This window comes from Streptomyces sp. NPDC048297, from assembly GCF_043201585.1.
Taxonomy (GTDB): domain Bacteria; phylum Actinomycetota; class Actinomycetes; order Streptomycetales; family Streptomycetaceae; genus Streptomyces.
This window is the reverse complement of record NZ_JBICZA010000070.1, coordinates 1-12,410: the sequence shown is the minus strand read 5'-3', so window position 1 is coordinate 12,410 and position 12,410 is coordinate 1. Positions and strand designations below refer to the sequence as shown.

The following is a 12,410-nucleotide window of genomic DNA, read 5'->3' as shown; positions in this document are numbered from 1 at the left end:
CCTACCAGCCCGACCGGCACGGCGGACTTCAACGTCTCACAACCCCACAACCGCTCGCTCAAGCGGTGTGAGGTTGACACAGGGGGTGTCATGCGGTCACCCCCAGGCAGTCACGGAGCCGGATCAGTCCATCACGCAGCCGGGTCTTGACCGTGCCGAGCGGCAGCGCGAGCGCTTCGGCGACCTCCCGGTAGGTCAGGCCCCGGTAGTAAGCCAGGGTGACTGACTGCCGCTGCAACTCGGTCAGGGTGCGCAGGCAGCGCCGCACCTGCTCCTGCTCCAAGCGGGTCTCGACCTCTTCGGTCACCTCGTCGTACGCCGGCTGATGCTCGAGCAGAGCGGCCTTGGTGTCTCGGGCCGCTGCGGCCTCCACCGACCGGACCCGGTCCACCGCCCTTCGGTGAGCGAGGGTGAGGATCCAGTTGATGGCCGTACCGCGATCGGGCCGGTAGCGGGGGGCGGTGCGCCACACCTCCACCAGCACGTCCTGGGCCACCTCCTCCGACTGCGCCTGGTCGCGCAAGACGGCCCGGGCGACCCCGAGGACGGAGCCGGCCACGGCGTCGTAGACCGCGGCGAACGCCTCCTGATCGCCCAGCGCCACCTCGTGCAGCAGGTGCTGCAGATCAGGTTTCACAGACGGCCTTTTGCCGATATGTACTGGTTCCTTCACAATGCCTCTCCCGTGGGCGTGACCGGCCGGAACATCCCTGTGTAATCCGGGGCCACGCGAACTGCGGATTGGTTGTACGAATTGTGGCAGTAGAAAATCAGGACGACTTACTGCTCTGCCGTGGCCGACGGCTGAGCCGTTGTGGCCAGTGACGGCCTACGGTCCAGGCGGATCTGCCCGTGCCGGTCAGAACCTGACCGAGGGATGCCCCCGCCGCCGCGGGCGCCTTGCATACGCTGCCTGCGTCAGGAAAGTGGTCACCGGCCGTGAGCTGGCCCGCTGCTGCGTCCATAAAAAACAGTGGCTTCGTCGGTGTCTAGGAACAGCGTTTGTCGACGGTTTCCGAAGGCGGTTGATGATCAGCCACGTCGTGGATGTCGACGGGAAATGACGGCACTGACGGCCGCGAACGCGGGACGGTCAGCCGCCCGTCAGGGCGGCTGACCGTCGAGATCGGTGACCGTCAGAGGTCACCCGGCCTTGACCGGCTCCTCGGCTCGCGCGCGGGTGCTGGCCAGGCGGTAGGAATCGGTGCCGGTCTCGATGATGGTGCCGTTGAAGGTGAGGCGGTCGACGATGGCCGCGCAGAGACGGGGGTCGGTGAACGTCTTGGTCCAGCCATCTGGGGCGAACGACTCGTTCGAGGCGATGGCGACGCTGTTCTTCTCCTCACGCTCAGTCAGAACCTGGAAGAGGAGCTCGGCTACACGGAACTCGACCGCCATGGCGCCGAGCTCTGCGTGTGGCACTGGGCGCGGTGGAGGGCTTCGAGCTGGCTCGCCAGCTCCTGCCGGGCGGTCGACGTCCTCGCGGACCTGATCCTCACCGGCCGCTCGGTGCGGGGCACGGGCACGACGGCGAGCGTGGGACCCTGCTTCCACGGGCGGCCGGGGTGCCGGTCGGCGGGGACGGGGATCTTTAGTTCCTCGCGGAGCGCGGGGTGTGGTACTTCGCGGCGGGCTGGGCTGGGCTGGGCTGGGAGGATGTGGGCATGACTGATGACGCGGAGCGGGGTGTGGAGTTCCTGCAGTTGGCCTCCGCCGGGGACATCGAGGAGGCATACCGGTTGACCGCGGAACAATTTATCTCTTCACGTTCTGTAACGGCGACGGGGCGGATGCTGTGCGGTGGATGATGGGGGCATGTTGATTCGGATCGAGGGATCGAATCTGCCCGGACGCGAGTGCGGGCAGGAGCCGGGTGCGCCCGCTTATCGCAACATCCACGTTGCAGTGCAGCGGCGCGACCGGCCGGCTGAGCTGTTCGGCCGGTATCCGGGAGACGCGTTGTCGGCGCAGTGGGAGCTGGGGGTCACGGCCACGCCGGTCGAGGGAGGTTGGGACCTACGTGGCCCGTACGTGCAGGGGCGGCCAGGCAGCCGGTTCATCTACCTGTCGTGGGGGACGGTCGACGATCACGACGTGTTCACGATGTTCCGGCGAGCGAAGCTGTGGCTCGACGGCGTCGCCCCCAGGGTCCTCACAGCGGCCGTCAACAGCGACGTACTGGTGGGGAGGTTGGGGCTGTCAGACGGGCGTGGAGGTCCGCTCTGTGCGGCTGTACGACCGCCTCTGATCGAGTGGTCGGCTTTGTAGTAACGCGATCCGGATCGGTTCATGTGACCCTTCGGGTCACGGATAGTAATCAGTGGCGGCCAGATGTCTCCCCGCTGACTGGCCGCGAGTGGGGAATGCGAACTGGCCACTAACATCCCTGCGGGCAGGCGGGGTGCTCGTCCCCGAGACCGGCCGGCAGCCGGTCATCACCTCGGGCAAGAACCAGGGCAAGCGCCCCTCGGTCGCCACCGTCTACCGCATCCTCGCCGAAGACCGCACGGCCGACGGCACAGCCTGAACATCGCACACGGCAGCTTCGGGGCCGGCATCCGAGCCAGGAACCCGGGCTCTCATCCCCCGCTTGCATCCGGTACCTGGGTACAGGTTTACCGTCGGTGGTGTCCCGGGCTTCGCTGTTCGGGGACGCGATGATGGGAGTGAGCGCGATGACCGACCCGGGATGGGTGCCGCAGTCCTGCACCTTGCCGACCACCGAGCGGCCCCTGCGGGTGGCGGAGTGGGATGGGCTGTTCACCGAGCGACTGGCGGGGGTGTCCCGGCTTGAGCCGCTGCGCGTGCGCCTGGAGCTGTCCGGCGGCGCCGGCGTGCAGGAGCGGGTCCGGGACCTGGCCGAACGAGAGAGCGGCTGCTGCTCGTTCTTCACCTTCACGGCCACCGCCGACATGGCGCGGGTGTGCCTGGACATCACGGTGGACCAGACGCATGAGCCGGTCCTGGACGCACTCGCCGCCCGGGCCCACGCCCTCATGGGGAACGGCCATGAGTGAGCACCTGCGCCGGGGTCAGGTCGCCGAGGCGGCCGGGGTGAACATCCAGACGCTGCGCTACTACGAGCGTCGCGGCCTGCTGGCCGAGCCGCAGCGCAGCAGCGGCGGCCACCGCCTGTACGGCGACGACGCGGTGACCGCGCTGCGTGTGATCAAGGCGGCTCAGCGCCTGGGTTTCACCCTGGACGAGGTCGCCGAACTGCTGGAGACCGGCCGCCACCGCCACGGCCGCCCCGCGGCGGGGCTGCAAGAACGCGCCAAGACGAAGCTCGCCGAGGTCGACGCGAAGATCGCCGACCTGACCACCATCCGCACCGCCCTCCTCTCGGCCGTCGAGGCGGGCTGCGACGACCTGGCCGTATGTGCCCGCAGTGCCTGCTGCCCCATCCCCTTCACCGACCTCGCCGAGGAGAACCGCCATGCCGGCCCCTGCCACTGACGCCCGCCCCCGCCGGACACCGAAGGCACTCGCGGGCCTGGCCGGGCTCGCCTGCCTGGCCTGCTGCCTGCTCCCCGCCCTGATCACCGCAGGCGTCCTCGGCTCCGGAGCCTTGGCCGTCGTGGGATGGCTGCCCGCCCTCGCCATCGCGCTGGCCGCGCTGGCCGGGGCCACCTGGTGGTTCGGCCGGCGCCGCTCCTCATGCTCCTGCACGTCCACGGCCACGGATGAAGACGGATGCGGCTGCGCGGCCGGCACCGACCCGCTGAAGATCACCAATCGCGCCGGTCGCTAGGGCCGCGCCCATGACCGTCGCGCGTTCCGTTGCCCTGTTCGCTCTCGCCGCCCTGTTCGAGATCGGCGGCGCCTGGCTTGTCTGGCAGGGCGTCCGCGAACACAAGGGCTGGGCCTGTACGGCGTGGTGGCCACCTTCCAGAGCGACGACCATTTCGGGCGCATCCTCGCCGCCTACGGCGGAATCTTCGATCCATCGCCTGGGGCATGGCCTTCGACGGCTACCGCCCCGACCGCTTCGACGTCATCGGCGCGCTGGTCTGCCTCGCCGGGATGGCCGTGATCATGTACGCACCCCGCAGCCCGTGACCTGCAGACGCCATCTTCCGCCCGCGGTCCCGGGCCGGGCTGCGAGAATCCGACGGTGACCACTCCCGCTTACTCCTCCCGCACCGCCCTGCTCCGCCGCGGCTTCGCCCTGGAGTACGCCACGCTCGGCTGGAACGTGATCGGCATCGTGGTGCTCGCCATCGCCGCGATCTCCGCGAAGTCGGTGGCGCTGGCCGGGTTCGGCCTGGACTCGCTGATCGAAATCGGCGCCTCCACCGTGGTCATCTGGGAACTGTCTGGCACCGGCGAAGACCGGCAACGCAGGGCGATGCGCATGATCGGCATCGCATTCATCGCCCTCGCGGCCTACCTGCTCGTCCAGTCGACCTGGGTCCTGGTCGCCGGCTTCCACGCACACCACAGCCCGGCCGGCATCGTCTGGACCGCGACCACCGCGGTGGTGATGTTCGCCCTCGCCTTCGGCAAGGCCCGCACCGGTGCTGCCCTGGACAACCCCGTGCTCAAGACCGAAGGCCGAGTCACCCTCATCGACGGCCTCCTGGCCACCGCAGTCCTGCTCGGACTCGTCCTTAATGCCGCCTTTGGGCTTTGGTGGGCCGATCCGCTCGCCGGCTACGTGATCGTCTACTACGGGATCAAGGAAGCGCGAGGCGCCCTGAACCACTGAGACCACCGCCATCGCCGGACACCTCCACGAAGCCCACATCGGTACCCGCTTCGCCCGCGCCTACGTCATCCCCACCAGATGACCGGCCCCCGCTAGGGTGTTCACACACGTCGGCCCCGGACGCTGCCCTTCCCCCCGTGGGGCACCGCCGGGGCCGGCTGCTGTTACAGCCCGGCTCCGGGCTCGTCCACGTTCACGGTCCGCAGCGGTCGGTGGCCCTTCTCGTCGAGCTGGGCGAGTTCGCGGTCGTAGTCGACGGTGATGGAGCCGTAGTAGTTGACCGCCGAGCTGCGGGCCGGGGAGATGTGGGCCAGCACGTCGGCGTCCACCTCACGGCCGGCGTCGCGCAGTTCGCGACCGCGTTGGTGACGACGGTCAGGCACCATGCCTGCTCGTTCTGCTGCTCGGGCTGGCGGCGGGTGATCTTGCCCTCGCGGGCGTAGTGGAGCTGGCGGCGCAGCGCGTGCAGGGACTCGCCCTTGTTCAGCTGCCTGGCGATCTTGCGGCGATACACCGGATCCGACAGGTACTTCGCGGCGTAGATGGTCCTGCGGATGGCGCCGTACTCCTTGAGCGCGGTGGCCAGCGCGTTCTGCCGGGAGGACGCGGAGAGCTTGCCGACGATCAGTGAGGCGGTGGCGTGCCCGTACTTGAGCGATCCGGCAAGACGAAGCAGGTCGTCCCAGTGGTCGGCCACCAGGTCGAGGTTGGCCTTTTTCGTCAGCAGCGGCCCCGCGGTGGGGAACTTCTCCTCGTAGTCGGCCCTGGCGCCCATCCGGTACAGGGCGATCTTGCCCAGGTCACGAATACGAGGCGAGAGCTGCTTGCCCACCAGATCGAAGAGCCCGAAGTTGACCAGCGTCACCCCATGCGTGTCCGTGGCGTGCTCGGTGATCGGCAGGTCGGTGGCGTTGCCGAGGATCTCGTCCAGCACATAGTGCGCCTCGCGGTGCGTGGCCACGATGACCTTCGTGCCGAACGTGGAGTGCTGGTCGGAGACGTGCGTGTAGGTGGAGATCCCCTCGCCCACGAAGTACTTGTTCAGATGCCGGGCGGTGATCGACTTGCCCCGGGTGGGGAACCGCTGCCCGTCCGAGGACGACAGAGTGCCCGAGCCGAACATCGCGGTCATCGGCAGCTGGTGGTGGTAGTTGACCAGGCAGATGTTCGCCTCGCGCAGCGTGTCCTCGCGGATGTACCACTCCGCCGTCCACGCCAGCACGTCGTACGGGATGCCGCAGGAGGTGGCCATCCCGTGGAGCCCCATGTTCGTGGACAGCCCGATCAGACAGGCGATCAGGTTCCTTTTGAGCTGCGGGGAGCGGGCCTGCTTGCCGCCGGCGTGGGTGAAGCAGTCCAGGAAACCGGTGTGCCGGTCCATCTCCACCAGCAGCGAGGCGATCGGCACGTTCGGCAGCATCCGCTCCAGCTCACCATGCAGTTCCTCGGCCTCGCTGGGGATGTCCTCCGCGGTGAGCGGGGAGATCACCAGCTCGCCCGCGTCGTTGAGCCTCACCGGCCCGTCCCCGCCCTTGAGGGTGTCCTCCAGGTCCGACAGGGCCTCGTCCAGCTCGTCCATCACCAGCGGCAACGCCTCACAGGCCTCGGGGCTCTTGCCGACCAGACGGCAGAACTCCACCCGGTGCGCCTCCCACTGGGCGGGCTTGAACAGGTAGGTCTCCGGGTTGTCGTAGCGGCGCGAGCCGGGCACGTACACGTCCCCCGAGCGCAGGCCGTCGCGCAAGCTCAGCAGCACGCACAGCTCCCAGTAGTGCCGGTACGCGGTCGCGTCCCCCTTGGCCGCGGCCCCGTCCAGATAGCCCTGCCAGCGGGTCGGCACGAACAGCGTCGGCGCCGCCTCCGGAACCGTGCGGGCACCCGTGGCGTTCAGCTCCTGCAGGATCTGAAGGGCCTCGATGAGCGGCTGGGCCTCGGTGCCGCCCTTGAACCGCACTGCCTTGAGTACCTTCGGGGCGAACTGGCGGATGTAGGTGTAGGAGCCCTCCAGCAGGCGCAGGTGCCCGTGGTCGCGCGGGAGCCGCACCGTGGCCCCGGCGTTGGCCGCGATCAGCCGGGACATGCCGATCTTGCCGCGCAGCAGCGTCCCCACCGCCTCGTCCGGGATACCGGCGTCGGCGAGCACCGGCAGGATCTCGTCCAGCAGGGTGAGCCGGTCCTCCGACAGCTTGGCCCGCTCGGCGAGCTCGTCGCGCAGCTTGATCCGAGCCCGCGACTCCGAGCCCGACAGCGTCTGGTCGAAGAGCTGCACGACGGAGTCCAGGACATCGACGGCGGACTGCGCCAGCAGCGTGAGCAGGATCGGGTGGCGCCGGTTCGCCTCCCGGCGCTCCAGGGCCTGCGCGGTCAGGCGCCGGCCGATCTGGGCGAGGTGACGGCGCCGTTCGGCGGGCAGCGCGGACAGGTCCAGGGCGTGCGCGTCCAGGCCGCGCAGGAACAACAGCTTCTCCACCTCGCCGCCCACGCTGGTGGGCGACGCCTGCACCGGCCCGGTACCCAGCCAGTGCAGCCGCGAGGAACGCAGCGCCGGATCGACGACCAGCAGGTTGTCCAGGCCGCGAGCGCGCTCGCCGGTCAGCAGGTGGGCAACCCGGGCGTGGTTCTCCTGCTCGGCAGCCGTACGGGCACTGGCGACCTTCTCCAGCAGCAACACCACACCGGGCCGGATCACCTTCGCCGAGCGCAGGTACTCGCAGCCCAGACGGAACAACAGCGACGGGGAGTCGTGCTCCATCGCGCGGGCCAGCAGAAACTCGTCCAGCTCCTTGTGCTCAATGGCCTTCGCCTGGTTCCACCCCAGATAGTCGGCGACCTCGCGCAGATGGTCGGTACGGGTCTGCTCCCGCTCGCCGTAGCCCGCCAGATCAGCGGCGGCGCCGAGCACGTTCTCGGCGCGGCGGAACTTCCGCAGGAACGCCTCATCGGCCGGGGTGAGGGTGAAATAGCGAATCAGCTCGTCCTTGCCGATCGCCGGGAACGACCGTAAGCCTTCCATCTCCTCATCCGAGAACACCCGCGTGGCCATCGGCCCCTCCCACCCCACTCGATCAACACCGACGGGCACCACCCGTACCCGGCCGACCAATACGGGCAGACGAAAACCCCCGAACCGGCCTCGCCAATACGGGGGTTGTGCTACCGTGCCGCGCCCTTGCGGAGAGCGGGCCGCTAATCCCGGAGGTTCGCCATCGTCGGGTCGGCCTTGATCTGCTTCGAGCTGTGCACCGCGCCGAGCACCGCGGCCGGCAGCTCGTCCGGCCACTCCTCGGGCTCGACCATCGTCTGCCGGCCGACCGTGAGCACGGACATCAGCAGCCCCTTGGCGACCTGCTGCTGAAGCGCCTCACGCATCCCGCCCTCGCGCGGCGTGATGCCCGCGGCCTCCCGTATCGCCCGCTCACAGTCCCGGGCCAGGTACGGGTGGGCGGGAGCGGACAGCGCCATCATCAGGTTCATCGCCTCGTGTGCGAGCCCGTCACAGATCCGGTTCCACGTCTCGCGGTCGTAGCCGCCCTCCTTGTAGTAGTCGATCGCGAGGGTGACCCCCTCCATCAGCTCCTTCACCTTCGGGGCGACCTCACCCAGGAGCTTCTGGATCTGCTCGTCACTCAGGTCGTTCAGCGGCGGTTCGTCAGCACTCAGCATGGCCGCGACGCTACCGACCCGCCCATGGTCCCCACGCCGTTTACCCGAGATCAGCCCAGATCAGAGGCCGCCGCACGGCTTAGCGTTGTTTTTTCCGCGAGAACTATGGGACCCCCAACAAGATGGCCCGGGGCTGGGGTGCGACGCGGCTGAGCACCGGCAAGGTGGTCTGGTGCGAAGTCAACATGAACCGATGAGACTGGGGCGCCACGCGCGGGAGACCAGGCCGTATTCAAGACTCGCGCTGGAGCCGGGATCGCACCCTCAAGTCCAACATCCGGTAGAAATGCGCTATCCCGCACGGGTGGAGCACAGCCGCCCTCTGCCCACAGGCGGACCAGCGTGTCCTGAGCGGCATGGACGACACCACACCGCCGCCGGCCTCGCGCCCCGGAAGGATCACGAGGCTGTGGAAAGCCGTACGCTGTGGCCGTCTCCTCGAAGCCGGTGATGATGACGGCCGTGTCGACGTCATGTTCCTGGGCGAGCCAGGCGGTCAGTCCTGCTGTTGCCACTCCGGCGCCGACCGCGAGCATGTTGACGTTGTCGGCGCCGCCCGTGGCCAGGTCGGCCTCAGCTGTGCGGATGACTACCTGGCACACGGGCGACTCCGCGCGTTTCGGGCCCGCTTCGCCGCAGGGTCGAGGGATACGTGCACCAGGTCCATGACGGGGTCTTGGAGTGACGTCATGTGGTCATCTTTGTGTCCGGTAGGCCCCTTTGGGGGCCGAACGCCTGCCTCTCTCCCTGGCGGCCGTACAGCTGTCACAAGGTGGGTGCACTGGCCCGTCGCTTTCCCCGTGGCGGCAGGCCGGATCGCCTCGCCAGAGTTGTTGCCCGGCTTCTATCGCAGGTAGGCGATGCCGTCGGTGGTGACGGTGGGGCGCCCACCAGTTCCACTGACGACGATCTTGATGGTGTGCTTGCCAGCCGAAGCCCAGTTCTTGGTCCAGATGGCGTTGCGGTAGGCCGTAGTGGCCGACTTCAGGTCGACGGTCGCGGTCTTGGTTCCGTCAACGTAGACGACAGCTTGTCCTGAGGTGGAGGCGCGCGAGACGACCCAGGCCACTGAGCGACCTGTGAACGTCCAGCTCAGCGAGGCGTTTTTCGTGGCGCTGCTCAGGGATGTGCCACCGAGATAGTTGGTGGATGCCTTCTTGGTCCAGGTGCCGGTCTTGGTGGCGGACGTCTCCTGGACGATCTCCGGGGTGGCCGATGCCGTGGCGACGGTGCTGTTGCCCGCCAGGTCCTGGGCAGTAAGGCTGAAGGTCGTGGCCGAACCGGACGTGGCGGTCAGCTGGGCGCTGGTCGCGGTGGGTCCGTAGGTCTTCGCTGTGGGGGCAGTCAGGCGAATTTCCTTCAGACCCGCACTGTCGGTGGCCTTCCAGCCAAGTGTGACCGGGACGGCGGTGGTCGCGATGGTTCCCGTGCGCAGAGACAGCGTCGGCTTAGTGCTGAACACGGGCGGGGTGGTCTCCGCTGTGACTGCGACGCTCGATGAGGTGCTGGTCTTGCCCGACTGGTGGGTCGCGCGGACCTGTACCGTGTGGCTGCCGGTGGCGAGGGTGACGGTTGCGGAGGCTGCGGCGCCGGTCTTGGTGGCGACGCTTTGTCCGTCGACGAGAGCCTCGTACTTCGTGATGAGGGAAGCCGGGGTGGCGGCCGTCCAGTTGAGGGTGACCGTGCCCTTAGTCAGGTAAGTGTTCCCTGACAGGCTCGCGCCGGAGACCGATTTGATCGCGAGTGCGGCAACGGGACCCGCGGCCCAAGTACGCAAGGTAGGAAGCTGATTGTACAGGGCCGTACCTGGGCATTCGGTGGCGTAGGCGTCCCGGTGGCCCGATATCCGGTTGAAGACCGCGGACTGCCCGAGTGCGAACTTGCCGTTGGCCTTGCCTGCCGTCAGCGTCACCTTCCCCAGAGGATCCACCTTGTACTGGCCGAGCTTCCAGGCGGCGAGGCGGGCTACGGAGGTCTTCGCAGCGATCGGGGCGTCCTCGGTCGTGTAGGTACCGATCACGGCGATGCCTGTGGTGTTCGTGTTGAACCCCTCGGCCTGCGCACCGATCACCGGCCGGTCGATGCCGCCCTTGCGTCCCTCGAAGATCGTGCCGCACTTGTCGACGACGAAGTTGTAGCCGATGTCCTTCCAGCCCTGGTTCAGGTGCAGGGCGCGCAGACCTCGCACGATGGCCGGGGAGTCGGCGCAGGAATAGGCGTTGGTTTGGGCGGTGTGGTGAACGAAGACCGCGTTGATGGTCGTGCCGTACTCGGGCGCTTCGTTGTTGAGCGACTCGTCCGCTCCCCAGGCCGCCCGGCTCACGACCGGGGGCTGAGGCACGGTAGAAGTCGGTCCGGCCGTCGTGCTCGCCGAGACTGTGGGCGCTGCCGAGGTGGTGGCCGGAGAAGCGACCGGGGGAGAGGCCTTCGTCGCCGGGTCAGTGGGTGTCGGGGGCGTCGACGTCTCACTCGCTGGCGTGGACGGTGCCGCTGCGGACACGGACGCCTCACTCGTGGGTGCCGCAGAGTCGACGGGGTCGGTAGGCGTGCCAGTGGGCTCGGGTGTTTCCCCGTCCGTGACGAAGGCTGCCGCCTCCATTCCCGACTTGGCCGAGGCGCCGGGGTCGACCATGTCCAGCCGTAGTCCGTCGAGGAGCTTGCCGTCTGCGGCGACTTTTATTTCCACCCCGTCCGACGGACCGAACCAGGCTGCGCCCGTGGCTCCACGCATACCCTTGCGTGGAGCGTCCTCCCCGCTTCCGCCGTCGGCCTCCAGCGCTATCCAGTTGGACCACTTCTGCGTACCCACGGTGCGGGCCCGGGCCTCGACGGCGCCGGAGATATGCGCCTGGGGGTCGTCCCACGACAGCCTCAACATGCTGAAGGATGCAACTCTACGCCGGCTCAGCGAGACATGGCCGGTGTCATCGGCGCGCAGAGCCGCCGACCGCACCTGGGTGACGATCGGCCCCCCAAGGCCCTTCGCATCTGACTCCGAGTCGGAAGCCTCCCACGGCTGGACGACGATTACTCCCGCTGACACTGCGGTCGCCACAGCAACCGCACCCCACATCACACGCCGCTTCACGCAGCCCACCCCATGCACAGTCGGATCAGAACATGACAGATCTACAGAAAGACAGCATGTGTTTCAGCTGTCTGGGTCCGGAGAGAGGGAATCTACACGGCGAACTGGCCCGGGCGGAAAGCCAGTTGATGCTGGGTCTGTGTTGGGCATGGCTCGCGGCCGGCGCTGGTGGCGAGCCACACTCATCGTCTGGCAGTCGCTTGACATCCATAGGAGCATCAGCCGGGCTATAAGCGTGCTCACCTGCCAGACCATAAGCCGAACGGCCCGCCGGAGAATCCGGCGGGCCGTTCACGAAGTATCGAGACTAGGAACTACTGTTGTTCCGCTTGGATATCCAGGATTTGACCGTCCTTCCGCCCCTCCACAGCAGTGTGATAGTGAAGAGAGTAAAGACGGATAGGCGGAATGCTTCGTCAGCGGATACCTGGCTAGGGTGATCTGTGAGCTTCACCCCAATGATTAGCCACTGCCAGAAGTGGGCGGCTCTCCCCATCACCCGAAGTGGTTGTATCGCCAGGATTGGGTTCGCCACGGCCTAAACCATGCTCCACGAAGAGCGTAGTTATGCATGTGCACGCCTCCATTTCGCCCCCACCTGGTGACGTGCCGCACGATGTTCCGCGCATGCCAGTAGTCACTTGAAAGGCCAGATGCAGCAAAGAGAGAACGACCCAATCCCCCCCATCCATGCCTTCTCCATGCGGCACGGATGACACCCCGACCTCTCCAGGCTCTGTAGCCCACGCGACCCGCGCGACCAACACCGGCGCCGCAAAAGCTTGTGCACAGGAACGCGGCGGAATAAGCGGCATCGTTATAGGAGTGCTTCGCCCTCCATCGCGAGAGCCACCACTTGCCGTTGAGGTCGTAGGCGTTGATGGGGTCGCTGGGGTAGACGTAGGCGTTTGCGTTGCCGCCGGGGACGGGGTCGGTGGACAGGAAGCGTCC

Annotated in this window: 11 protein-coding genes and 2 pseudogenes; 8 read left to right on the top strand and 5 right to left on the bottom strand. The window is 67.8% G+C overall.

Going from position 1 to position 12,410, the window contains the following annotated elements:
- Positions 1 to 88: 88 nt before the first annotated feature.
- The gene (locus ACGFYV_RS37240) at positions 89 to 673 is read right to left on the bottom strand and encodes a sigma-70 family RNA polymerase sigma factor (protein WP_393882987.1); all 585 of its coding nucleotides are present in this window, start codon (positions 671 to 673) and stop codon (positions 89 to 91) included.
- Between the two features lie 470 nt (positions 674 to 1,143).
- Positions 1,144 to 1,410 (bottom strand): annotated as a pseudogene (locus ACGFYV_RS37235) (ATP-binding protein); the annotation flags it as partial.
- 254 nt (positions 1,411 to 1,664) lie between these two features.
- On the opposite strand from ACGFYV_RS37235, the gene ACGFYV_RS37230 reads away from it, so the two are divergent.
- The 8 genes and pseudogenes from ACGFYV_RS37230 to ACGFYV_RS37195 all read left to right on the top strand — a co-directional run bounded on the left by ACGFYV_RS37230 (position 1,665) and on the right by ACGFYV_RS37195 (position 4,708).
- Positions 1,665 to 1,808, top strand: coding sequence for a hypothetical protein (locus ACGFYV_RS37230; protein WP_393882986.1), 144 nt, complete (start codon positions 1,665 to 1,667; stop codon positions 1,806 to 1,808).
- 7 nt (positions 1,809 to 1,815) lie between these two features.
- The gene (locus ACGFYV_RS37225) at positions 1,816 to 2,268 is read left to right on the top strand and encodes a DUF5990 family protein (protein WP_393882985.1); all 453 of its coding nucleotides are present in this window, start codon (positions 1,816 to 1,818) and stop codon (positions 2,266 to 2,268) included.
- Positions 2,269 to 2,401: 133 nt separating this feature from the next.
- Entirely contained in the window at positions 2,402 to 2,527 is a 126-nt protein-coding gene (locus ACGFYV_RS37220; RefSeq protein ID WP_393882984.1) for a hypothetical protein, read from the top strand.
- 148 nt (positions 2,528 to 2,675) lie between these two features.
- Positions 2,676 to 3,017, top strand: a complete 342-nt coding sequence (locus ACGFYV_RS37215; protein WP_393882983.1) for a hypothetical protein — start codon at positions 2,676 to 2,678, stop codon at positions 3,015 to 3,017.
- The gene (locus ACGFYV_RS37210; RefSeq protein WP_393882982.1) at positions 3,010 to 3,456 is read left to right on the top strand and encodes a MerR family transcriptional regulator; all 447 of its coding nucleotides are present in this window, start codon (positions 3,010 to 3,012) and stop codon (positions 3,454 to 3,456) included. The genes ACGFYV_RS37215 and ACGFYV_RS37210 overlap by 8 nt, the downstream gene beginning before the upstream one ends.
- Positions 3,437 to 3,751, top strand: coding sequence for a hypothetical protein (locus ACGFYV_RS37205; RefSeq protein WP_393882981.1), 315 nt, complete (start codon positions 3,437 to 3,439; stop codon positions 3,749 to 3,751). Before ACGFYV_RS37210 ends, ACGFYV_RS37205 begins: the two co-directional genes overlap by 20 nt.
- Before the next feature lie 10 nt (positions 3,752 to 3,761).
- Positions 3,762 to 4,059: pseudogene (locus ACGFYV_RS37200) on the top strand (YnfA family protein).
- Between the two features lie 55 nt (positions 4,060 to 4,114).
- Positions 4,115 to 4,708 carry a cation transporter gene (locus ACGFYV_RS37195; RefSeq protein WP_393882980.1) on the top strand — a complete coding sequence of 198 codons (594 nt, stop codon included), beginning with the start codon at positions 4,115 to 4,117 and terminating at the stop codon, positions 4,706 to 4,708.
- 193 nt (positions 4,709 to 4,901) lie between these two features.
- Here the strand turns inward: ACGFYV_RS37195 and ACGFYV_RS37190 are convergent, their stop codons facing one another.
- The 3 genes from ACGFYV_RS37190 to ACGFYV_RS37180 form a co-directional block, all read right to left on the bottom strand.
- Positions 4,902 to 7,751 (bottom strand): Tn3 family transposase, encoded by a 2,850-nt coding sequence (locus ACGFYV_RS37190; protein WP_393882979.1) that lies wholly within the window; start codon positions 7,749 to 7,751, stop codon positions 4,902 to 4,904.
- Positions 7,752 to 7,894: 143 nt separating this feature from the next.
- Entirely contained in the window at positions 7,895 to 8,371 is a 477-nt protein-coding gene (locus ACGFYV_RS37185; RefSeq protein WP_393882978.1) for a hypothetical protein, read from the bottom strand.
- A gap of 844 nt (positions 8,372 to 9,215) precedes the next feature.
- Entirely contained in the window at positions 9,216 to 10,694 is a 1,479-nt protein-coding gene (locus tag ACGFYV_RS37180) for an N-acetylmuramoyl-L-alanine amidase (RefSeq protein ID WP_393882977.1), read from the bottom strand.
- Positions 10,695 to 12,410: the final 1,716 nt, after the last annotated feature.